The sequence below is a fragment of the Cytobacillus sp. FSL H8-0458 genome (genome assembly GCF_038002165.1).
Lineage (GTDB): Bacteria > Bacillota > Bacilli > Bacillales > Cytobacillaceae > Cytobacillus.
Genome location: NZ_JBBOBR010000001.1, coordinates 760,025 through 781,416 on the forward strand (window position 1 = coordinate 760,025; position 21,392 = coordinate 781,416).

Annotated in this window: 24 protein-coding genes; 19 read left to right on the forward strand and 5 right to left on the reverse strand. The window is 42.3% G+C overall.

Annotated features, from left to right (window positions below; all coding sequences use genetic code 11):
- Window positions 1-16: 16 nt before the first annotated feature.
- Window positions 17-514 (forward strand): PTS sugar transporter subunit IIA, encoded by a 498-nt coding sequence (locus NYE23_RS03875; protein WP_341075602.1) that lies wholly within the window; start codon window positions 17-19, stop codon window positions 512-514.
- Between the two features lie 87 nt (window positions 515-601).
- On the opposite strand, the gene NYE23_RS03880 is transcribed toward NYE23_RS03875, so the two are convergent.
- Complete coding sequence (locus tag NYE23_RS03880; protein WP_341075605.1) at window positions 602-1,696, reverse strand: SGNH/GDSL hydrolase family protein; 1,095 nt, start codon at window positions 1,694-1,696, stop codon at window positions 602-604.
- Between the two features lie 193 nt (window positions 1,697-1,889).
- On the opposite strand from NYE23_RS03880, the gene NYE23_RS03885 reads away from it, so the two are divergent.
- The 15 genes from NYE23_RS03885 to NYE23_RS03955 all read left to right on the forward strand — a co-directional run bounded on the left by NYE23_RS03885 (window position 1,890) and on the right by NYE23_RS03955 (window position 17,813).
- A complete protein-coding gene (locus tag NYE23_RS03885; protein WP_048009382.1) occupies window positions 1,890-2,060 on the forward strand; it encodes a YjcZ family sporulation protein in 171 nt (56 codons plus the stop codon).
- A 217-nt stretch (window positions 2,061-2,277) separates the two neighbouring features.
- Window positions 2,278-3,744 (forward strand): NAD(P)/FAD-dependent oxidoreductase, encoded by a 1,467-nt coding sequence (locus tag NYE23_RS03890; RefSeq protein WP_341075608.1) that lies wholly within the window; start codon window positions 2,278-2,280, stop codon window positions 3,742-3,744.
- A gap of 123 nt (window positions 3,745-3,867) precedes the next feature.
- The gene (locus NYE23_RS03895) at window positions 3,868-4,845 is read left to right on the forward strand and encodes a S66 family peptidase (protein WP_341075611.1); all 978 of its coding nucleotides are present in this window, start codon (window positions 3,868-3,870) and stop codon (window positions 4,843-4,845) included.
- 243 nt (window positions 4,846-5,088) lie between these two features.
- Entirely contained in the window at window positions 5,089-6,447 is a 1,359-nt protein-coding gene (locus NYE23_RS03900; protein ID WP_341075613.1) for an aspartate aminotransferase family protein, read from the forward strand.
- A gap of 2 nt (window positions 6,448-6,449) precedes the next feature.
- A complete protein-coding gene (locus NYE23_RS03905) occupies window positions 6,450-7,142 on the forward strand; it encodes a CoA transferase subunit A (protein WP_341075615.1) in 693 nt (230 codons plus the stop codon).
- Window positions 7,127-7,789, forward strand: coding sequence for a 3-oxoacid CoA-transferase subunit B (locus NYE23_RS03910; RefSeq protein WP_341075617.1), 663 nt, complete (start codon window positions 7,127-7,129; stop codon window positions 7,787-7,789). Before NYE23_RS03905 ends, NYE23_RS03910 begins: the two co-directional genes overlap by 16 nt.
- A 39-nt stretch (window positions 7,790-7,828) precedes the next feature.
- A complete protein-coding gene (locus tag NYE23_RS03915) occupies window positions 7,829-9,106 on the forward strand; it encodes a peptidase (protein ID WP_341075619.1) in 1,278 nt (425 codons plus the stop codon).
- A gap of 2 nt (window positions 9,107-9,108) precedes the next feature.
- Window positions 9,109-10,440: a 4-aminobutyrate--2-oxoglutarate transaminase gene (gene gabT, locus NYE23_RS03920; RefSeq protein ID WP_341075622.1), complete on the forward strand. Its 1,332-nt coding sequence runs from the start codon at window positions 9,109-9,111 to the stop codon at window positions 10,438-10,440.
- A gap of 12 nt (window positions 10,441-10,452) precedes the next feature.
- Window positions 10,453-11,874, forward strand: coding sequence for an aldehyde dehydrogenase family protein (locus NYE23_RS03925; RefSeq protein WP_341075624.1), 1,422 nt, complete (start codon window positions 10,453-10,455; stop codon window positions 11,872-11,874).
- Between the two features lie 171 nt (window positions 11,875-12,045).
- Window positions 12,046-12,903: a putative beta-lysine N-acetyltransferase gene (gene ablB / locus NYE23_RS03930; RefSeq protein WP_341075625.1), complete on the forward strand. Its 858-nt coding sequence runs from the start codon at window positions 12,046-12,048 to the stop codon at window positions 12,901-12,903.
- Window positions 12,904-12,994: 91 nt separating this feature from the next.
- Complete coding sequence (locus NYE23_RS03935; RefSeq protein WP_341075626.1) at window positions 12,995-14,437, forward strand: sigma-54 interaction domain-containing protein; 1,443 nt, start codon at window positions 12,995-12,997, stop codon at window positions 14,435-14,437.
- A 153-nt stretch (window positions 14,438-14,590) separates the two neighbouring features.
- Window positions 14,591-16,021, forward strand: a complete 1,431-nt coding sequence (ablA, locus tag NYE23_RS03940) for a lysine 2,3-aminomutase (protein ID WP_341075628.1) — start codon at window positions 14,591-14,593, stop codon at window positions 16,019-16,021.
- Window positions 16,022-16,031: 10 nt separating this feature from the next.
- The gene (locus tag NYE23_RS03945; protein WP_341075629.1) at window positions 16,032-16,325 is read left to right on the forward strand and encodes a YokU family protein; all 294 of its coding nucleotides are present in this window, start codon (window positions 16,032-16,034) and stop codon (window positions 16,323-16,325) included.
- Between the two features lie 124 nt (window positions 16,326-16,449).
- Complete coding sequence (locus NYE23_RS03950; protein WP_048009369.1) at window positions 16,450-16,671, forward strand: YozE family protein; 222 nt, start codon at window positions 16,450-16,452, stop codon at window positions 16,669-16,671.
- A gap of 446 nt (window positions 16,672-17,117) precedes the next feature.
- The gene (locus tag NYE23_RS03955) at window positions 17,118-17,813 is read left to right on the forward strand and encodes a hypothetical protein (protein WP_206837904.1); all 696 of its coding nucleotides are present in this window, start codon (window positions 17,118-17,120) and stop codon (window positions 17,811-17,813) included.
- Window positions 17,814-17,837: 24 nt separating this feature from the next.
- Here NYE23_RS03955 and NYE23_RS03960 read toward each other — a convergent pair whose 3' ends face one another.
- The gene (locus tag NYE23_RS03960) at window positions 17,838-17,999 is read right to left on the reverse strand and encodes a hypothetical protein (RefSeq protein ID WP_341075631.1); all 162 of its coding nucleotides are present in this window, start codon (window positions 17,997-17,999) and stop codon (window positions 17,838-17,840) included.
- A 165-nt stretch (window positions 18,000-18,164) separates the two neighbouring features.
- Here NYE23_RS03960 and NYE23_RS03965 point away from each other — a divergent pair, with 165 nt between their 5' ends.
- Together NYE23_RS03965 and NYE23_RS03970 are read left to right on the forward strand one after the other, a co-directional pair.
- Window positions 18,165-18,338: a YozD family protein gene (locus NYE23_RS03965; protein ID WP_009332582.1), complete on the forward strand. Its 174-nt coding sequence runs from the start codon at window positions 18,165-18,167 to the stop codon at window positions 18,336-18,338.
- Window positions 18,339-18,586: 248 nt separating this feature from the next.
- Window positions 18,587-19,357, forward strand: coding sequence for a sporulation protein (locus tag NYE23_RS03970; protein ID WP_341075632.1), 771 nt, complete (start codon window positions 18,587-18,589; stop codon window positions 19,355-19,357).
- A gap of 74 nt (window positions 19,358-19,431) precedes the next feature.
- Here NYE23_RS03970 and NYE23_RS03975 read toward each other — a convergent pair whose 3' ends face one another.
- Window positions 19,432-20,289, reverse strand: a complete 858-nt coding sequence (locus tag NYE23_RS03975; protein ID WP_341075633.1) for a glycerophosphodiester phosphodiesterase — start codon at window positions 20,287-20,289, stop codon at window positions 19,432-19,434.
- A gap of 296 nt (window positions 20,290-20,585) precedes the next feature.
- On the opposite strand from NYE23_RS03975, the gene NYE23_RS03980 reads away from it, so the two are divergent.
- The gene (locus tag NYE23_RS03980; RefSeq protein ID WP_341075635.1) at window positions 20,586-20,894 is read left to right on the forward strand and encodes a YodL domain-containing protein; all 309 of its coding nucleotides are present in this window, start codon (window positions 20,586-20,588) and stop codon (window positions 20,892-20,894) included.
- 53 nt (window positions 20,895-20,947) lie between these two features.
- Here the strand turns inward: NYE23_RS03980 and NYE23_RS03985 are convergent, their stop codons facing one another.
- Window positions 20,948-21,097, reverse strand: coding sequence for a hypothetical protein (locus tag NYE23_RS03985; RefSeq protein WP_169799738.1), 150 nt, complete (start codon window positions 21,095-21,097; stop codon window positions 20,948-20,950).
- Window positions 21,098-21,112: 15 nt separating this feature from the next.
- Window positions 21,113-21,241: a hypothetical protein gene (locus NYE23_RS03990; RefSeq protein WP_268745125.1), complete on the reverse strand. Its 129-nt coding sequence runs from the start codon at window positions 21,239-21,241 to the stop codon at window positions 21,113-21,115.
- Between the last annotated feature and the right edge of the window lie 151 nt (window positions 21,242-21,392).

Genomic DNA, 21,392 nt, shown 5'->3' on the forward strand with positions numbered 1-21,392 from the left:
AATGGATGGTGTTCCTATGTTTAAGAAATTATTTGGCAAAAAGGAAACAGTTAAAGCAATTGAGGTTAAGGCTGCTTTGACGGGTAAAGCCGTTAATCTGGAAGAGGTGCCTGATCCAGTATTTGCAGAAAGAATGATGGGGGACGGAATTGCAATTGAACCTTCAGAAGGTGTGGTTGTTTCCCCGGTAAATGGAGAAGTAGTTCAAGTGTTCCCTACCAAGCATGCAATTGGCATTCGTGCTGAGAATGGTGCCGAGATTTTAATTCATATTGGACTGGAAACGGTCTCCATGAAAGGGGAAGGATTCGAGACCCATATTTCCGAGGGTTCAAAGGTCAGTGAAGGTGATAAGCTTGTTACGTTTGATTTAGCGCTGGTTAAAGAAAAGGCAAAGAGCACAATAACGCCAATGATAATCACTAATGGCGACCAGGTCGCTTCTCTTGAGAAAAATGCAGCAGGAGCCGTAACGAGAGGAACATCTGCAGTAATGACAGTTACTGCAAAATAATGAGAAAAAGCCGCTGAAAATTAAGCGGCTTTTTTCGAGTCGTTTTTTTAAGTCTAAGTTTGCAGCCCAGCTTTCTGTTCTTCATCTTCATTGGTCTGCCCTGGTGAGGATGGAGGAAATTTGAATAACGGCATCGTCAGTACTGTTGTTCACTGATTTTTCATTGGTCACAATAAATTTCACTAAATGCTGTCCTTCTTCGAGACCGCTGACAATATATTGATATCTTTCTTTAGTCAGTGGCCACCATGCGGATAAGGATGTTATATACACATCATCTATGAACACATCCATCTTCCCGCCTTTTTCGCTTCGAATCATGTCGACCCCTAGGAAAGGGCCGCTAAATTGATATTCAAGACTGTCACCCGCCATGCGGCTCTCCCAAATGCCGTCTTTGTGAATAAATGATCCAGATATATCTGTAACATGAGGGATGGATGCGATTTCGATGTCCGCATTGTCATGAATGGGGGCAGTAAGCTCTGCAATTTCTGCATGACTGCCGGCTAACTCTCTTATTTCCTTTATCAAGGTATCTGCATATATTTCATAGCCGTCATCATTTGGATGGACCAGATCCTTTGTCAGTTCCTCTGTCGGTAATCCCGATAGTTCAAAAGGCTTTCTCATATCCACATTTTTTGCGCCATAATGGTTAGAAATATGAGAAATCGCCTGAACGAACGCATCATTATCAAGCGGGTTTTCTGTAATGGTAATGATCTCGGTATCAGGGTAAAGCTGTTTTGTTTTCCTGATAAGCCCTTCGTAGAAATATGAAAATTGCTTCTCATTCATATATTTGCGGTCATTTTCCCCAAATACAATAAAAGTTAAATCAATTTTCCCTAAATGTTCGGATTGCTGAAGTTTATATAAACCCTCAAAGGCAGTGGCACCACTTTGGACGATGGAATGCCTTTTGGCTTTAATCCCAAATTCACTATGCAGATGCTTCTCAAGCCTTGTAAACCATGCCGATGATTTGGAGTTGGCACCTGACCCCCTGCCAATGCTGTCCCCGATAATCAGGTAATTGATATTCTCTTTTGACGATAGCTTTTGATACACGTTAGTTGGATTTGCCCCTTCAACTTTAGATAGGCTATCAAATAAATGATACAAACCATATATAAAAGTGATGATAAAAAAATATATGCCAATCTTCCTTCTCTTCATTGGTTTGAATCCCCCGCTTCTTTTCTGAATCTCTTACGTTTATCGTACCCTAATAATGGTGAAGGGGGAAGGTTTTAAAATGGAGTTAGAGCGTTTTTTTATAAAAATGGGCAAATGCACATGCGGGTCAAGTTCACCCTACATACATTAATATTGAAAATGCCCAAGAAATCTTGTTGAGGAGTGATTATTTATGTATAAAGGTGCAGTTGCCGGTGCTGGCTACGACCAATGTTATCCGGGATATGGCTATCCTGTTGCTGGTGCTCATTATGGAGGATGTGGATATGGCGGTTTTGCATTGATCGTCGTATTGTTCATTCTATTGATTATTATAGGAGCATGCTGCTGCGGAAATTGGTAATATAAATGGATATTGTGAAGGCTGCTCGTAATGAGCAGCCTTCTGTTTTTTGGACACGGAATTATTAACGGAATTTTACATAAATTATTGTAAATACGAACATTATTTATAAAATTAAATAAATAGTTCGTAAAAATGTTGACCTGCTCTATTGTATTTGATATAGTTACCTTTGGTAGAAGAAATTAACGAATAATGCGTCTGGGGGAATAGGACGATGAATGAGAATTATGATGTTATTGTTGTCGGTGCTGGACCGGCTGGAATATTTACTTGTTATGAATTAACATTGAAAATGCCTGAAGCAAAAATTTTATTAATTGATAAAGGCCATGATATTTATAAAAGAAATTGTCCGATTTTACAGAAAAAGATTGCTAAATGCCCGCCGGCAGCAGGAAGAAAAGAATTTGCCGGCTGCCTGCCGGCTTGCTCTATCACGAATGGATTTGGCGGAGCAGGGGCCTATTCAGATGGAAAATTCAATATTACGAGTGAGTTTGGCGGCTGGATGACCGATTATCTCCCTGACTCCCAGGTTGTTGATTTGATAAAATATGTAGACGAAATCAATTTGAAGCACGGCGCGACTGAAAGCATTACAGACCCAATGACAGATGAAGTGAGGGATATCGAGCGCCGCGGATATGCAGCAGGACTTAAACTGCTTCGTGCGCAGGTCAGACATTTGGGCACCGAGCAGAATCTTGAAATCCTAAAGAGCATTTATGAATATTTACGTGAAAAAATTGATATGTCCTATAAGACAGAGGTTGAAGATCTCATAACAGAGAAAACCCCTGATGGCCATCGCATTATGGGAGTTAAGCTTAAGTCCGGAAATGAAGTTCTTGCTGATAAGGTAGTTGTAGCACCAGGGAGAGATGGATCAGTTTGGCTGGCAAACCTCCTGAAGTCACGCCGCTTGAAGATGATCAATAATCAGGTCGATATTGGCGTGCGGGTTGAAACTTCGGATATAGTCATGGAAGAGATTAATAAACATCTTTACGAAGGAAAGTTCACATTTAATACATCTGTTGGTACAAGAGTGCGGACATTCTGCAGCAATCCTTCCGGCCATGTTGTAGTGGAAAACCACTCAGGAATCATGCTTGCGAATGGCCATGCTTACAAAGACCCTAAGCTGGGAAGCCCGAATACGAACTTTGCGCTGCTGGTATCCCATACATTCTCGGAACCGTTTGATAAGCCAAATGAATATGCGCATGAAATTTCCAGGCTTGCCAACAGCCTTTCAAACGGCGGAATCATTGTTCAAAAGTATGGAGATATATTAAAAGGAAGAAGATCTACCGAGAAGAGAATTAAAGAAGGCTTCCTTGAACCAACCTTAAAGGAAGCGGTGCCTGGCGACCTGGGACTTGTGCTTCCATATAATACAATGAAAAGCCTGATTGAAATGACAGAGGCTTTAAACCATGTATCTCCCGGCCTTGCATCAGAACATACCCTATTCTACGGTGTGGAGGCAAAATTCTATTCTGCACGTCCCAAGTTGAATGACCGTTTCGAAACGGAAATAAGCGGACTATATGTCGGAGGGGATGGTGCAGGCATCACCAGAGGACTTGCACAGGCAGGTGCCTGCGGTGTCTGGATTGCAAGGGATATTATCGAAAAGACAAGTAATGCACCAAGAAGGGAACCTGCATTAGTATAAGAAAAGGAGGCCGGGCTGAAAAGCAGGCCTTTTTTTATATAAAAAACAGTTATTTCCAAACACCCCTGTATTTGATAAAATGTAAAACAATCTAGGTCTGAAAGTGGAAAAGGAGAGGACACAATGCTTGCAGAGCGATTAAAGCCCGGCGATGAGATCCGGGTCATTGCGCCGTCCAGAAGTATGGCCATCATAAAAGGCGAGCAATTGCGAATTGCCCAGGAGCGGCTGAATCAGCTGGGATTCACAGTGACATACGGAAAAAATGCAGAAGATCATGATGAGTTTTTCAGTACTTCTATAGAAGAAAGAATTGAAGATTTGCATGATGCTTTTACTGATCCTAATGTAAAGGGAATCCTGACAGTGATCGGCGGCTATAACGCCAACCAGCTTTTAAATTACATAGACTTCGGGATTATAAAAAATAATCCAAAAATCTTTTGCGGATTTAGTGATATCACAGCACTGCAGGGGGCCATTTATAAAAAAACGGGTTTGATCACCTATTCTGGCCCGCATTTTTCAAGCTTCGGAGTAAAGCATGGGTTTGAGTACACTTTGGAATCTTTTATTAACGCAGTTACAAACGATGCCCCATATGAAATTGCAGCATCATCACATTGGAGTGATGATCCATGGTATCTCGACCAGGAAGACAGGCATTTCATCAAAAATAATGGGTATACGGTAATCCAGGAAGGGACTGCAGCAGGCAGATTAATTGGAGGGAATTTATGCACGCTTAATTTGCTGCAGGGGACAGAGTTCATGCCCTCTTTAAAGGATTCAATCTTATTTATTGAAGATGATGAGGAATCACATGCTCTTACCTTTGATCGGGATCTTCAATCACTTCTGCACCTGCCTGATGCCCGTGACATCAAAGGAATCCTCATTGGAAGGTTTCAGAAAAATTCCCAAGTGACAGAAGAAGCACTGAAGAAAATTATTGGTTCCAAAAAAGAGCTCCAAGGCATCCCTGTAATCGCAAATGTGAACTTCGGCCATGTACAGCCCTATGCTACTATCCCAATTGGAGGGAAAGCAGTAATAAAAGCACAAGGTTTTGAAAGTGAAATTTGGATCGAACAGAATTAGGAAAATGAATTTTGAACAGCCGCTATCCAGCGGCTGTTTTTTTTCAGCGAAAAATAGATCACTCTGTAAAATTCTTTTATGAAAGATTTCTTAAGTGACTTCATACAATTTACTATATTGCCAAATGGTAGAGAATATTTGGCTTGCAGAATTGAAGATTTGCTGTGAAAGCTCATGAAGCCATCGGCGGATATTCATTAGCCGCAGGCGAATTTCGCAATTATAGTTGGAGGGAGTACGCTGATGAACCAGTCGAACTTAATTAAGCCGATGCTTGATGCACAGTACCCGATCATTGATTATGGCAGGGGAGTTTATTTATATGACACGAACGGAAAGAAATACCTGGATGCATCATCTGGCGCGATAACAGCCAATATTGGCCATGGTGTGGAGGAAATCATTGAGGCAATGCATGAACAGGCAAAAAAAGTTTCTTTTGTATATCGATCGCAATTTACGAGCGGGGCAGCTGAAAAGCTTGCCCATAAAATAGCCGAGGCTGCGATTGGCGATTTGAATTGGAGCTTTTTTGTGAACAGCGGGTCTGAGGCCACTGAAACAGCTATGAAAATAGCGATTCAGTACTGGCAGGAAAAAGGTATTGTGACAAAAACAAAGGTGCTCTCAAGGTGGATGAGCTATCATGGCATAACCCTGGGAGCTTTATCAATGTCAGGACATACGGGCAGAAGGGCTCGCTTCATACCGCTGCTTGAGGATTTTCCAGTCATTCATCCGCCATATTGCTATAGGTGCCCTTACAATTTGGAAGCGCCTGAATGCGGTTATCTGTGTGCACATGAACTTGAAACCGTCATTAAACGGATAGGGCCAGAGAATATTGCTGCGTTTATCGCAGAGCCAGTCATTGGGGCTGCAGGGGGTGCTATTACACCTCCCAAGGATTACTACCGGATAATCAAAGAAATTTGTGACCGGCATGACATATTATTTATTGCTGATGAGGTAATGACTGGTTTTGGCAGAACAGGCACAATGCTTGCCTGTGAGCATTGGAATGTAAAGCCTGATATTGTCGCACTTGGAAAAGGAATGGGAGCCGGGTATGCTCCGATTGCAGCTGCACTTGTAAGCGATGAAGTAATGGAGCCCATACTGGCAGGTTCAAAAAGCATTATGAGCGGTCATACGTTGAGTGCAAATCCGCAGTCATGTGCAGTGTCTCTCGCAGTGCTTGAATATATTGAGAAAAACAATATTATCCCGGAAGCTGAAAGCAAAGGAGTGTATTTAAGAAATAAACTGACTAAGCTGCAATCCAAATTTTCCTTTATTGGAGATGTAAGGGGAAAAGGGCTGATGGTCGGACTTGAATTTGTAATGGACCCTCTGACAAAAGAGCCGTTTACAAAAAGCTTCGGTCTGACTCAGAGGTTAATACAGGAAGCACAGGAACAGGGTCTGCTTATTTACCCTGCAGGTGCGGGCACAAATGGCACAGACGGGGATGCCGTATTGATCGCACCGCCGCTGACTATTACCAAAAGGGAAATCGATGATCTGGTAAAGCGGTTTGAAAAGACTTTGCAGGTTTTCTCAGAGAATCATTTGATCCCTGGTGAGGAAGAGGCTGAATAACAATGGAGAACACATTTAATAAGATTATTGAACTTGATGATGCAATGAAGCATTTTCGGGACGGCATGATCATTATGTTTGGCGGCTTTGGCGGCATTGGCACCCCTCCATCCCTTATCGACGGCATTCTGGATAATGGATTCAAAGATTTAACGCTCATTGGCAATGATTCAGGCTTTCCCCATATTGGGATCGGGAAGGTGGTAAGCCTGGGAAGGGCAAAAAAAATGATTGCTTCTCATATTGGCTCAAATCCCGTTGCCGGCCAACTAATGACAGATGGAAAGATGGAAGTGGAATTTTCACCCCAGGGGATATTGGCAGAAAGAATACGTGCAGGCGGAGTCGGCATACCTGCCATCCTTTCCGATATTGGCCTTGATAACGACATTGTGACCGGCAATAAGCAGACATGCAGCCTTGGCGGAAAAAGGTATCTTGTGGAGACGGCCCTGACTGCTGATATATCGATTGTTTTTGCTAAGAAAGCTGATCCTTACGGGAACTTGATTTATGACAAAAGTGCCAGAAACACAAACCCGCTTGTCGCCATGGCTGGTGATGTAACGATTGCGGAAGTGGAGGAAATTGTCCCGCTTGGCAGTCTGGATCCTCATGAAATTATAACACCGGGTGTTTTCGTCGATTATATCGTGCCTTCGAAGGGAGTGAATTGGAAATGGGCATGGGAGTAGAAATTAGAAATCGTATTGCCAAACGTGCTGCGGAGGAAATTAAGAACGGGATGATTGTAAATCTCGGCATTGGAATCCCATCGCTTGTACCTAATCATTTGCCTGCCGGGGCACATGTAATGTTTCATGCGGAAAATGGCATTACAGGTATGGGTCCAAGTCCGGAGAATGGAAAGGAAGATGAAAATCTCTGTAATGCTGGAGGTTTTCCGGTTTCCGTTGTAAAAGGTGCTTCGTATTGTGACAGCACTATTGCTTTCGGGATGATACGCAGAGGAAGAGTTGATATGACGATTCTGGGCTCCCTGGAGGTAAGCGGAAAAGGGGATCTGGCCAATTGGATTGTGCCGGGAAAAAAAGTTCCTGGTATGGGCGGTGCAATGGAGCTTGCCCAAAAAGCAAAAAAAGTCATTGTCCTTATGAACCAGACGGACAAGTACGGGAATTCAAAAATTGTGGACGAGTGCACCCTGCCTCTTACATCAGCACGCTGTGTAAACATGATTATTACAGACATGGCTGTCTTTCAAATATCAGCTAAAGGACTCACACTGACTGACTTGTTTGCGCCACATTCTATAAATGAAGTAAGGGCAAAAACAGGCTGCCGTTTTACAATTGCTGAGAATGTGAGAGTGATTAATTGATAGATTTATTTGTTTTGGTCTCAAAAAAGGAGTGAGAATATGCATACTCATGCAAAGATTAAACAATGGCTGCAAGAGAATAAGCAAAGAGGAACAAGACTTCTTCAGCAGCTAGTCCAGGAAGGAAGCATCCGCGGAAATGAAAGCAGTGCACAGGCCGTTATCATTGAAAAATGCCGCAAACTTGGACTAACCCTGGATATCTGGGAAATAGGCAAGGAACAATTGATCAAACATCCTGCCTTTTGTTCAGATCGAAAGGATTTTTCCGGAAATCCCAATGTGGTCGCAAAATTGAAAGGAACAGGCGGAGGAAGATCCATCATCCTCAATGGCCATATTGATGTTGTTCCAGAGGGAGACCGAAATGATTGGGAACATGATCCATTTAGCGGCAGAATTGAAGATGGAAAGCTATTTGGCAGGGGTTCGACCGATATGAAAGGCGGTACAGTCTCGCTCCTGCTTGCCATGGAAGCCATTATTGCGCTTGGAATCAAGCTTAAAGGCGATGTGATTTTTCAAAGTGTCATAGAAGAAGAAAGCGGCGGGGCGGGTACATTGGCAGCAGTCCTCAGGGGATATTCAGCTGATGGGGCAATCATTCCCGAACCGACCAATATGAAAATTTTCCCAAAACAACAGGGCTCGATGTGGTTTAGGATAACAGTCAAAGGGCGTTCAGCCCATGGGGGAACCCGATATGAGGGCATCAATGCAATCGAAAAAGCAATGTATGTGATGACAAAGCTTCAGGAGCTTGAGAAGTTAAGAAACCTTAAAATTGAAGACCCGCTCTATTCAAAGATTCCTATTCCGATCCCTATTAATATCGGAAAAATATACAGCGGAGAATGGCCATCTTCCGTGCCGGATATTGCGGTCATAGAGGGAAGGATGGGGGTAGCGCCGGATGAAGAGATGATATCGGCCGAAAAAGAGCTGGAGAATTGCCTGAAGGAAGCAGCACAAAATGATGCGTGGCTTAAAAAGAATCCTCCTCAAGTTGAATGGTTTGGCGGACGCTGGCTGCCTGGAAATCTGGAGCAGGATCATCCTTTAATGGCTGTATTATCGGAATCCTTTGAATCTGTAAAAGGAAAACAGCCGGCAGTTGAGGCATCACCCTGGGGCACGGATGGAGGCATATTATCCAAAGTGGGAAATACACCTGTAGTTGTCTTCGGCCCAGGTGTGACGGAAGCCGCCCATGATGTTAACGAATTTATTTCCTTAGAAGAAGTTTTTGAAGCGGCTGAAATTATTGCTCTAGCCATACTGGAATGGTGCGGCACTAATCAGGGAGAGGGGATATAAGGATGGGATCGATTAATATAAGAACAGAGATACCGGGACCAAAAGCGAAGGAGTTATTGGCTAAAAAAGAGCAGAATGTCCCAAAGGGGCCATTTAACACGATGCAGACATTTGCGGATAAAGGGGATGGTGCACTTCTGACAGATATAGATGGAAATACTTTTCTTGATTTTGCAGGGGCAATCGGGACACTGAATGTTGGACACTGCCCGCCAAGGGTTGTTGAAGCCCTGCATGCCCAAATTGACCAATATCTTCACCCGTGCTTCCATGTCATGATGTATGAGCCTTATATCAAGCTGGCAGAGAAACTCAATAGCATTACACCCGGCAATCACAGCAAGAAAACCTTCTTTTTAAGCACCGGAGCAGAGGCCGTGGAAAATGCGGTTAAAATAGCAAGGAAATATACCGGCAGAAAAGGAATTATATCATTTGAACGGGGCTTTCATGGCCGGACCTATATGTCCATGAGTTTAACGAGCAAGGTAAAACCATATAAATATGAATTCGGGCCATTTGCGCCGGAAACGTATAAATGGCCATATCCTTATTATTACCGCAGCGAGGGCCTGAAGGATAAAGACCATGATAATGCTTTACTTAAAAGATTCGAAACGTTTTTTCTGAGCGAGGTGCCGCCTGAAGAAGTCGCTGCTGTCATTATGGAGCCTGTTCAGGGTGAAGGAGGTTTTGTTATGCCGTCGTCCCGTTTTGTAAGAGGTGTTAAAGAGCTTTGTGAAAAACATGGAATCCTCTTTATCGCTGATGAGGTACAGACGGGATTTGGCAGGACAGGCAAAATGTTTGCCATGGAGCATTATGATGTTGTGCCGGATCTTATGACCATGTCTAAATCGATCGGTGCCGGATTGCCAATCAGTGCTGTAACTGGAAGGGCAGAGATAATGGATTCACCAAATATTGGTGAAATCGGCGGTACTTATGGAGGCAGTCCGCTTGGGTGTGCAGCTGCATTAGAAGTGATTCGGACAATTGAGGAAGAAGGGTTATTAGAAAGAGCAAATGAAATCGGAAGCCTTTTCACTGAAAAATTTTCTGATTTTCCTTTAAAATATAAGCAAGTGGGTGAAGTGCGTTCTTTAGGAGCAATGTGTGCAATTGAATTTGTTAAAGATCAGGAATCAAAGGAACCAAATAAAGAAATCGTTCAGAAAATCCTGTCTAAGGCACACAATCGCGGCCTCATCATAATGAGCGCCGGCTTATATGGCAATATTATTCGTTTGCTCAGTCCGCTTGTCACAACCAATGAACAGCTCATTGAAGGATTTTCCGTACTGGAAGAAGTAATAGGTGAATGCTGCACATAAGGAGGAATTCCATTGAAACAACATTTATGGATCAGCGGAAATTTCAAGGAAACAGAGAATTACAAAGCATTAAAAAGCCCCTATAGCGGGGAGGTTATTGCAGAAGTTGCCATGGCAGCTCCTTCCGATGTGAAGTCAGCAATTGATGCGGCAGAACAATCCAAAAAAATAATGGCTGAAATGCCTGCCCATAAAAGGGCTGAAATACTGGAAAATGTGGTCGCCATCATGAAGGAGGAAAAAGAGGAGTGCGCAAAAATTATTGCGCTCGAAGCTTCAAAGCCGATAAAGGCTGCAAGAGGAGAAGTTGACCGTACCATCATGACATATACCTTCGCTGCCCAGGAAGCGCGCAGACTTTATGGAGAAACAATCCCAATGGATGCAGCTCCGGGAGGCGAAGGCAGGGTCTCCTATACAGTACGGGAGCCTCTCGGGATTATTGGAGCCATCACACCATTTAATTTTCCTATGAACCTGGTTGCCCATAAAGTGGGACCGGCTATTGCTGCCGGCAACACGGTTGTTTTAAAGCCTGCATCTCAAACACCAATGTCGGCATACAAAATTGCTGATATTTTTCACAGAGCAGGACTTCCTGCCGGAGTGCTGAATGTGGTAACCGGAAGGGGCGGAACGGTCGGGGATGTACTTGTTGCAGACGGCCGCATATCGATGATTACTTTTACAGGCAGCCCGGCAGTAGGCAGGCAAATCCGCGAACATGCAGGCTTAAAGAGAGTAACGCTTGAATTGGGTTCCAATTCGGCAGTTGTAGTGGATGAGAATGCCGACGTGGAGAAAATTGTCCCGCGTATTGCAGCTGGGGCATTTGCCTTCCAGGGTCAGGTATGTATTTCTGTGCAGCGCATCTATGTGCATGAATCCCTGTACCAGACATTTGCCGAGCATTTTGTTGAGGAAGCCAAAAAGCTGAAAATCGGCGACCCGCTTAATGAGGATACTGATATTTCAGCGATGATCTCCAGGAGTGATACTGAACGTGCAGAGAGCTGGATCAAGAGTGCCGTAGAAAGCGGAGCGGAGCTTGCTCTTGGCGGGAATGCTGCAGATAATACCTTGTATCCGACCGTCCTGCTGAATGTTGACAAATCTGAAAAAATTTCATGTGAAGAAGCATTTGCACCAGTTGTTCATATTAATTCATTCAGCAGCTTTGAAGAGGCGCTGGCACTTGTGAATGATTCAGATTTTGGACTCCAGGCCGGTGTTTTCACCAAGGATGTGAACAAAGCCTTCAAAGCAGCAAAAGAGCTTCATGTCGGCGGGGTAATGGTGAACGATTTCCCGACCTTCCGTGTAGACCACATGCCATATGGCGGAGTGAAAATGAGCGGGATGGGACGTGAAGGAATCAAATATGCTGTTGAAGAAATGACAGAGATGAAACTGATCAGCTTTAAAATTGACTAAGATGAAGCCTGCGAATATGATTTGCTGTTATTGGCCGGTATTTTAATTGAAATGGCTGATAAAACTGCTGATTCGGCCGGAAAAATGGCTGAATGGCCCATATTCCTTCATACATCTATTATGCCTGGCCCTTTGGCCGGGCAGTTTTATTAATAAAAGGGGGTCTTAGCAATGAATAATACTGCTTCGGTAAAGACACTAAAAAAAGAAGACTTTGTGGCCGAATTCTATCTTGATCCATTCAATAAACGGTTAAGGGTAGACGATTATTCAGGTAAATTGGCAGATGCCGTCATTGAAGCAGAGAAAACTGCGAAAGAACATCAGTGTGAGAAATTAATCTTCAGGGGCAGAGTTGAAAATTATATTGATCTTCTTGCGATGGGATTTCATTGCGAGGCTGTTATTGACGGGTATTTCCGCGGCTCTGATCAATACTTTTTCTGCAAGTATTTTTCTGACGAAAGAAGAACTAATGGACACTGGATCTCTGAAGACAGCATCGTTAAAAATGTAACCGCCCTTGAAGGAAACCCGGATGTCCTTATGCCTCCTTCTGAATATCAGCTTATAAAAATAAAGGAGCAGGATGCAGAAAACCTGGCTGAACTATACCGTGAAGTATTTAAGATTTATCCGACACCTCTCCATGATCCCTCATATATAAAAAAGACAATCCGGGAGGGCACCATTTATTACGCATTTCAGTATAAAGATGACCTTGTCAGTGCTGCTTCAGCGGAGGTGAATCTTTTTTATAAAAACGCAGAACTGACAGATTGTGCTACACTCACATCCCACCGTAAACATGGCTTAATGAAAATACTCCTCGAAAAATTGGAAAAAGATCTAAAATCGCAGGGTGTATTCTGTGCCTACTCCATTGCCAGGGCGCTGTCATTCGGTATGAATGCCGTTCTGCATCAGCTGGGCTATTCCTATCGGGGCCGTCTTCTTAACAACTGCTATATTTTTGATAAACTTGAAAATATGAATGTCTGGGTAAAGAATTTGGCCTATTCGGATTGACGAAGCCAAAAAAAGAAGCGCCAGATTTTCGGCACCATCCTGACAAGTTTTCGGCACCCTGTCATATATATACATATATAGGGGGGATTTAATGATTGAAACTCAAAGCATTTCCAAAGAAGTTCTGGCCGCCATATTAAAAGGCATTGATGAAGGAATACATGTAGTGGATTTGAATGGAATTACCATTTTTTATAATGAAATTGCTGCAAGACACGATGGTCTCGAGGTTTCTGAGGTTATCGGAAAACCTGTGCTGAAAGTCTTTCCCTCATTGGATGAAGAGACAAGCACTTTATTAAAAGTTATGAAAACAAAAACACCGATTTATAATCAGACTCAGTCCTATGTAAACCTCCATGGTGCACAAATAGAAACCATCAATACCACTCTCCCTATAACTGTTAATGGGAAGGTAGCGGGAGCTGTCGAGATTGCCAAGGACTACTCCAGATTGAAGCTTCTTTCTGAGAGCCTTCTTGATTTGCGCCAAAAAATAAAAACGCCTGTCAAAAAAAAGGCTGCTGTCAATAATGTACAGTATACACTGGATAGCCTTCTCACAATAAATAAGGAAATGAAAAATATTAAAAAGGAAGCAGCCAAACTGGCAAAGTCCGATTCTTCCATTCTTGTGTTTGGGGAAAGCGGGTGCGGAAAGGAGCTCTTTGTTCAGGGGCTTCATCATGCTTCCTCAAGAACTGAAGGCCCATTTATTGCCCAGAACTGTGCGGCTATACCGGAGTCCTTGCTTGAAAGCATTCTTTTTGGGACTGCTAAAGGAAGCTATACAGGAGCTGTTGACCGGCCGGGGCTTTTTGAATTAGCCGATGGCGGGACACTTTTTCTCGATGAAATACATGCCATGCCGATTGAGCTGCAGGCTAAACTGCTGAGAGTGCTTGAAGATGGCATTGTCCGAAGAGTAGGAAGTCCGAAGAGCTCCCGGGTCAATGTACGGGTGATTGCAGCCATGAATATTCATCCAGTGGAAGCACTTGAGAACAACCTAATGAGAAAAGACTTATTTTACCGCTTAAATGTTCTTACTTTCGGGCTCCTGCCACTAAGGGAGAGGAAGGAAGATATTGAATTTCTAGCACATCATTTTATAAATCGATTTAATCAGGTGTTACACAAAAGCCTTTCGGGAATCGGGGATGATGTGCTGGCTTTTTTCAGACAATATCATTGGCCGGGAAATGTCAGGGAACTAAAGCATACAATCGAATACATGATGAATGTCTGTGAAGAGGATATTCTTAAAGCTGAGGATTTGCCAGTTATAATGAAACAGCAGCTTCAAAGGAATAAACAGGATTGTTTAATAAAAGTTGAGCCTTTAAAGGCGAGTATGGAAAAGCAGGAAAAAGCTTTAATCGAAAAAGCTCTTCAAGAGACAAACGGAAATATAAAAAAAGCCGCAAAGCTATTGGAGGTGCCTCGTCAGACCCTGCAATATAAACTGGCCAAGTATAATATTGAAATCAATAATAGAATCCTGGTCTGTAACACTCATGAAAGTGCCGAGTAATCGGCACTTTTTTGCATTAAAGAAAATGAAAATATCCCCTCAGCTGCTAACAATCGCCAATCCGGAAGGGATTTCATATGATACTACAAAATATTCAGAATTGGCATGAAACTTGCAATGTATTTTATAGAAATTCATATAGGGGGGATCCAGATGAAGAACTTTTTATATAAACCGGATCGGCATTGGAAAGATATTGAGCTATGGAAGGATGTCACAGAAGAACAATGGAATGACTGGCTCTGGCAGCTGACAAATACGATTCGCACTGTTGATGATCTGAAGCAAGTCATCAACCTCACTCCGGATGAGGAGGAAGGAGTAAGAATCTCGACTAAAACGATTCCGCTGAACATTACACCTTATTATGCATCCCTAATGAATCCGGATGATCCGCGATGCCCGATCAGAATGCAATCGGTACCAATTTCAAAAGAAATATATAAAACAAAATATGACCTTGAAGATCCTTTGCATGAGGATGAAGATTCACCTGTCCCTGGCCTGACGCACCGTTATCCTGACCGTGTCTTATTTCTGGTGACAAATCAATGCTCCATGTATTGCCGTTATTGTACACGAAGGAGATTTTCCGGTCAAATTGGCATGGGAGTGCCGAAAAAACAGCTTGATGCAGCGATCAGTTATATCAGGAGTGCCCCTCAGGTCAGGGATGTTCTCATATCTGGCGGGGATGGACTTTTGATCAATGATAATATCCTAGAGTACATTTTGAAGAATTTGCGGGAAATCGATCATGTCGAAATCATCAGAATCGGTACGCGGGCACCTGTTGTATTTCCTCAGCGGATTACCGAGAATTTATGCAATATCCTGAAGAAGTATCATCCGGTATGGCTGAATACACATTTTAATACTTCTATTGAAATTACCGAAGATTCTAAGAGAGCATGTGAGATGCTGGCAAATGCAGGTGTTCCGGTTGGCAACCAATCGGTTATTTTGGCGGGCATAAACGACAGCGTACCAATTATGAAAAAACTAATGCATGATCTTGTTAAAATCCGGGTCCGGCCTTATTACATTTATCAATGTGATTTATCTGAAGGCATTGGCCATTTCCGCGCTCCGGTTTCGAAAGGGCTTGAAATTATTGAAGGGTTAAGGGGACATACATCCGGCTATGCTGTTCCGACTTTTGTGGTCGATGCGCCTGGCGGAGGCGGAAAGATATCACTGCAGCCGAATTATTTAATCTCGCAAAGTGCTGACAAAGTGGTCCTCCGTAATTTCGAAGGTGTAATCACCACTTATCCTGAGCCTGAAAACTATGTTCCAGGCCGTGCAGAAGGCTACTTTAAAGAAATTTATCCTAATATGGAAGAGAAAAAATCAAATGTGGGCATTGCCGCGTTAATGAATGACCAGCAGTTCAACCTGGTGCCTGAAGGCCTGGCAAGACTGAATCGCCGCGAAAAATATGACAGCGACCCAGAGCACAGTTCTTTGAAAGATAAGCGGGGTAAACGGGATGAATTAAAGGAAAAGAAATTCAATGCCCAGCAGACAAAGCAGAGTCCTGCAGCAGAAGCGGGTTCAGAAGCTGCGGCTGCCAAGGAATAGGAGGACAGGAATGGGAAACAAATGTGCCTGGTGTGAAAGCCAAAATATAAATGAAAGCAGCGAAACGGTTTATTGGGAGCTCCCTGATGGAACAAGGGCCATCCAGATAAATGATACACCTTCCATTTCCTGCAGGGATTGTGAGATGGTTTACCAGTCAGATGAACTTGTTAAGTCGATTGAGGACCAGCTATTTTTGATTGATGTGAAAAAGATCGGAAAAGAAATAAATTATGAAAAATTGATGGAGCAGCCAAGGCTGCTGAAGCGAAATTATTTTGATTTCTCTTCCTATGATAAGTGAGGAAAAGGGCAGCCCGCAGATATGCGGGCTGTTTTTAAATATGAATAAGTAGACGGGCTTAGCACAATTCGATTATAGTAGAAAATAAATTAATGAACGACAGAATAAAAAGGAAGGCGTTAATATGTCAAAAACTTTCTATCACTTTTTAATGAAATACAGGCATCCTGCACCAAAAGATAACATCAGCCGTTTTGCCAATGACGCATATGAGGACCACAGCTTTCCGAAAACAGCCTATGATTATGATGAGGTCAGCTCTTACCTAGAACTGAACGGAAGCTATCTGGAGACCATGTCTATATTTGATGAAGCCTGGCAATTGTATGTACTCTCTGAAAGCTGAATGAACACTTTGAAACACTCCTGCTCTGGAGTGTTTTTTATTTGGCTGTTTTCGTAAAGCTTGTTGCTTTTGGGCAGGTAACTAATTTTACCCTCTGAGTTGATTGGAGCGGAAGGTACTTTATCCTCGAAAATGCTGACACATTTCCTTCGTGAGGTGTTCGTTCGAGGAAGCTTATTTCAATGTCCTGCGGGAAGAGAGGGAAGTGTGAGACCCCGCAGGCGAAGCCGAGGAGGCTCGCATTCCTCCCCGCGGGTTCGCTGCGTGCCTGGACCGGAAATCAACGGGCAATATTCAAACGCCAAATTTCATCAAATAGAAAAAAGCAATTTAATTTGAAAAATAGCTTTTGATTGATTGTGATGAACGTACGGACGATTTTCATAAAAAGTGCATATACTATTGTATTCACTACTCACGACTCAGTCATTGAGAGGATGGAGGAAATGAGCAAAAAGAAAAAACCAAAGTACAAAATCGGTGATACAGTCGTGATCACTATTTATGGTACAGTCGGAAAAGTAACAGATGTAAAATGGCTAGATGATATGTACGTCTATGAAGTCAATAAAAGTGAAGGTCTATATATGGAATCCAGCCTTCAAATGCTGTCTGAGTATGAAGGTGAGATTATGGAAAAGGAGCATATTGACATCGAATATAAATACTTTTTTGGCGACCTGGTCCAAGTCAAGGGGTATGGTTCGGATCTTTTCAAAATCGTAGGCTTCAGGACGGAAATTTGGAGATACAAAGAAGATGCATGGGAAGATGTTATTTATGAGCTTTCGAGAATTAATGACGGGGAATGGCTGGAAGCAGGGGAAGAAGAGCTGACACTCGTTGCGGATGCTGAAAGTGCTGATGCATTTATTCAAAAGCTGGGACTTCTTTATATGATCAACAAAAAAGAAAAGCTTCCTGAATTAAAGGAATCGGCACATTCATTCCGCAAGGCAGAAAAGGAATTGCTTGAAGGGATAAAAGAAAGAAAAGTGCTGATTGATGGATTGCTTGATATATATAATGATTATCGTATTCTTTATGAAATGTTTCAGGATGATGAGTATAAGCATATTATGCGGGTTATACTCAGAAAGCTGAAGCATATTGCCAACAATGATGATAAGAGCACTGTGTAAAAAGCACAGAAGTCTTAGCGATTTTTAGAGCCAGGTGACCAGGAGAAACAGTAAAAATGGGATTCCAAACCATATGACGAGCTTGAACCATGCATTTAATAGATTGCTATAAAGATTTATAATAGAGCTTTCTTCACGATTGACATCTTCTTTAATTAGTAGGGCTAGTCTGGATATACTAGACATTTCGCTGCCTCCTTATTTATGTGTAAAATGGATTGCTGCTGGCTGTTTATCCTATATGTATGTCCTAACTGAAGAAAAATGCATCGAAAATAAAATAAAGAATATGGCTTGTTCTGCATGAATCCAGGGAGTACCTCATACATTTTGTACAAAGGGGGCGTTGCTGTGAAGGAAATAGAAGTGGTAATAGATACAGAAGAAATTGCTGAGTTTTTCTTTCATGAGCTGGCAAAAAGGGGATATGTGCCTACTGAAGGAGAATTGGATGAACTTGCAGATATCACGTTTGAGTACCTGCTGCAAAAGTGCATCATTGATGAAGAAATTGAAGATGACTGATATAGAAAAATGACGAGGAAAGATGCTCGTCATTTTTTTGCGGAACAGCAGGAACATCTTACATATACATATTTTGTAACACAGCATTTTCTGTGGGTACGCAGTGAACGCAGCAATTCCGAAAAAAATATGTGCTGCCATCACTTAAAATGAAACCTTATTGTTATTAAGCACGTATATCTAAGTGAAATAAGTGCTTTGCTTAATATATGGCAGTAAAAATAAAAAAGAAACAGGGAGAGAAGCATATGTCATTTTTTAATAAGGTTCTGGCAAGTGTGGGAATTGGATCAGCAAAAGTGGATACGAAACTTGAAAAGGATTCAGCAGTCCCGGGCGAAGCCCTTAGAGGCGTGGTTGAGATTACAGGAGGCAGCACCGAACAGAAAATTGATGATATTTACCTTTCATTGAATACTACTTATATTAAAGAATCAGATGATAAAAAATATACAGTCTCCGGTCTGATTGACCGTTTCAGGCTTGCTCAATCTTTTACCCTTGCTGCGAATGAACGAAAGGAAATTCCTTTTACCTTTAACCTTCCAGCTGACACACCTTTGTCTTTTGGCAAAACGAGAATATGGGTGGCGACAGGTCTGGATATAAAAAACGCGGTGGATCCTGCAGATAAGGATTATATTCGTGTAGCTGCAACCCCGCTGATGGATTCTGTATTGAACACTGTTTCAAGTATGGGATTCCGCTTGCGGGAAGCAGAATGCGAACAGGCTCCGCACAGGATTCGCGGAAGGCTGCCGTTTATCCAGGAGTTTGAATTTGTTCCAGTTTCCGGTCCTTTCAGAGGAAAGCTTGATGAACTGGAGATTGTATTTTTTCCACAGTCAAACGGAGCGACTGAGGTTATGATGCAAGTAGACCGTAAAGCGAGAGGATTAGGCGGATTCTTGGCAGAAGCACTGGAAATGGATGAAACATTTGTCCGTTTCACTGTTACAAATGCAGATATTCCTTATATGCAGCAAAAGCTTCAGTCGGTCATTGCAAAATATGCTTAATTCATTGAGAAAACGATGGGTGTTGCCCATCGTTTTTTTTTTGCTCTGGCTGTGGCGGTGGAACGCTATAGCTGTTATGCCAGAAGTGTTTTAATTAAATCCTGTCCTTTTAAAAAGGGGGTAATGAGCACGTACATGATTGAATCGGGGATTCTCTTCTCATCATCTGAAATAATGCCGTGAACACCAAGCCTCTGCATGTCTGCAAACTGGTATTGTTTACTGATGGTCCACGAATAGATCTCATATCCGAATAATTCAGCTTGATTAAGGAAGGACTTGGAAAGCAGGAGATGGTGAACAGATAGAAATGAGGCAAAATCGCGGTAGGATGCCAAATGAAACAAGTCCAGGTGTTTGCTCAGAAGCAGGCCTGCAGGTATCTCGGGAGCCAGCTCGTGAAACTTTTTTATCTCATTAATATGAAAAGATTGGACTTTAACCTGACTGTCGGGTTTGTAAAGGTTTAGTATGTCTGCAAGAATTTCTGTCATGCCAGGCTGATTTTCAGGTGATTTCATTTCAATTATAATTCCTATTTTTCCGCTGGCTTGTTTTAATACTTCAGTCAATAAAGGAATTCTTTCACCAGCATACGCAGGAGAAAACCAGGAGCCTGCATCCAGTTTTTTTATGTCTTTAACCGTTAAATCCTCAATTAGCCCCTCACCGTCGGTAGTGCGCAGAACATTAGCGTCATGAATAACAACCAGCTGTTTATCCTTACTCAGCCTTACATCTAACTCGATATAGTCAAACCCCAATTCAATAGCTTTTTCGAACGATGCAAGCGTGTTTTCCGGTGCAAGTGCCGATGCCCCTCTGTGTGCGATAGACTTAAATGGCATGAGAGGCTGAAAAAAATAAGAAATAGTCATTAATAACATTCCAATCAGGATTGAAACTAAAACAGGCTTTTTAGATACCAGCAATTTCATCACCTCCAGGTAAGACTTTTATACATAATATGCAGATCAAACATTTTTGAAAGCGTTTTCTTAACGAAAAAAAACGTTAATCGACAAAAATAGTATTTTTTTGATGGAGGAAACGACAAGAAAAATGGCTAATTAAACAGTAATAAAAAGTTTTTCACGGAAATTTAGGCAGCTGGCAGGAAAACGTCATAAGAATGCTTTTGAAGACCTTATTCGATAGTTGACAGGTCTCTTGGTGTATTAGAATCAGCCAAAAATAGCGGATGCTGGGAATAAGAGGGGGATGCCATATGCTGAAGGAATTAACAAGAATTAGAAGAAGAGAGTATGATGTTACGATATTTCAAACACCTGAATTCAGGGGCAAAAAAGGCTTTCAGCAAGTATATCGCCTAAATGTAGAAGCTTTGACTCATGAGGAATGCCTTGAATCAGTTTTTAGAAAGTTTAATGTGCATGACCGGATCCCCAGAGATTTTGATGGCCGATTTATTTCCACAGGAGATATACTCTATATTGATGAAGGCAGAAGAGGGCAGTTTTATTATCAGCTAAAGCCGGGCGGCTGGGAAGAAGTTAATCGGATACATATTAGATAAATGAGAAAAACAGGAGGGCATAAAAGCTCTCCTGTTTATTTTAATTAAAAAGTTTATTCGGTTATGTTTGAACCAGGACTGTTTTTGCGTTTGTTGGCTGTGAACTCCTTGCCATGCGCTTCCTGCTCTGCAACAATCGCTTCAGCAGGAATATGATTATTCTTCTTTGGTGAATTTATACGGTTGCGGTGCTTTTTGCCCATCTTAAGTCCCTCCGGTTATCGATTGCTTTTTGTTTTGACTGTTTTGGATGTATTAGGCTCGGTATTAGCCCTAGAAGATGGATTTGTCTCATTGGCATGCTGGACTGCCTGCCTGAGTTTTTTGCTCATTCCTTTTTGCGGCATGATTACAACCTCCTTTGGAAAAGCTAAAATTAGCTTTCCCGCAAAGAGAAAAAACATGCCCTGTCATATTTGTTTCTAACTGATGGCACATATGGTATAGTGTGATTTGGAAGCATTTACAGCAGCTTCAGAACTAATTTGGAGGTTAGAT

Coding starts and splice junctions, on each gene's coding strand:
- NYE23_RS03875 (WP_341075602.1), top strand. CDS start 17: ATGTTTAAGAAATTATTTGGCAAAAAGGAAACAGTTAAAGCAATTGAG.
- NYE23_RS03880 (WP_341075605.1), bottom strand. CDS start 1,696: ATGAAGAGAAGGAAGATTGGCATATATTTTTTTATCATCACTTTTATA.
- NYE23_RS03885 (WP_048009382.1), top strand. CDS start 1,890: ATGTATAAAGGTGCAGTTGCCGGTGCTGGCTACGACCAATGTTATCCG.
- NYE23_RS03890 (WP_341075608.1), top strand. CDS start 2,278: ATGAATGAGAATTATGATGTTATTGTTGTCGGTGCTGGACCGGCTGGA.
- NYE23_RS03895 (WP_341075611.1), top strand. CDS start 3,868: ATGCTTGCAGAGCGATTAAAGCCCGGCGATGAGATCCGGGTCATTGCG.
- NYE23_RS03900 (WP_341075613.1), top strand. CDS start 5,089: ATGAACCAGTCGAACTTAATTAAGCCGATGCTTGATGCACAGTACCCG.
- NYE23_RS03905 (WP_341075615.1), top strand. CDS start 6,450: ATGGAGAACACATTTAATAAGATTATTGAACTTGATGATGCAATGAAG.
- NYE23_RS03910 (WP_341075617.1), top strand. CDS start 7,127: ATGGGCATGGGAGTAGAAATTAGAAATCGTATTGCCAAACGTGCTGCG.
- NYE23_RS03915 (WP_341075619.1), top strand. CDS start 7,829: ATGCATACTCATGCAAAGATTAAACAATGGCTGCAAGAGAATAAGCAA.
- gabT (WP_341075622.1), top strand. CDS start 9,109: ATGGGATCGATTAATATAAGAACAGAGATACCGGGACCAAAAGCGAAG.
- ablB (WP_341075625.1), top strand. CDS start 12,046: ATGAATAATACTGCTTCGGTAAAGACACTAAAAAAAGAAGACTTTGTG.
- NYE23_RS03935 (WP_341075626.1), top strand. CDS start 12,995: ATGATTGAAACTCAAAGCATTTCCAAAGAAGTTCTGGCCGCCATATTA.
- ablA (WP_341075628.1), top strand. CDS start 14,591: ATGAAGAACTTTTTATATAAACCGGATCGGCATTGGAAAGATATTGAG.
- NYE23_RS03945 (WP_341075629.1), top strand. CDS start 16,032: ATGGGAAACAAATGTGCCTGGTGTGAAAGCCAAAATATAAATGAAAGC.
- NYE23_RS03950 (WP_048009369.1), top strand. CDS start 16,450: ATGTCAAAAACTTTCTATCACTTTTTAATGAAATACAGGCATCCTGCA.
- NYE23_RS03955 (WP_206837904.1), top strand. CDS start 17,118: ATGAGCAAAAAGAAAAAACCAAAGTACAAAATCGGTGATACAGTCGTG.
- NYE23_RS03960 (WP_341075631.1), bottom strand. CDS start 17,999: ATGTCTAGTATATCCAGACTAGCCCTACTAATTAAAGAAGATGTCAAT.
- NYE23_RS03970 (WP_341075632.1), top strand. CDS start 18,587: ATGTCATTTTTTAATAAGGTTCTGGCAAGTGTGGGAATTGGATCAGCA.
- NYE23_RS03980 (WP_341075635.1), top strand. CDS start 20,586: ATGCTGAAGGAATTAACAAGAATTAGAAGAAGAGAGTATGATGTTACG.
- NYE23_RS03985 (WP_169799738.1), bottom strand. CDS start 21,097: ATGGGCAAAAAGCACCGCAACCGTATAAATTCACCAAAGAAGAATAAT.
- NYE23_RS03990 (WP_268745125.1), bottom strand. CDS start 21,241: ATGCCGCAAAAAGGAATGAGCAAAAAACTCAGGCAGGCAGTCCAGCAT.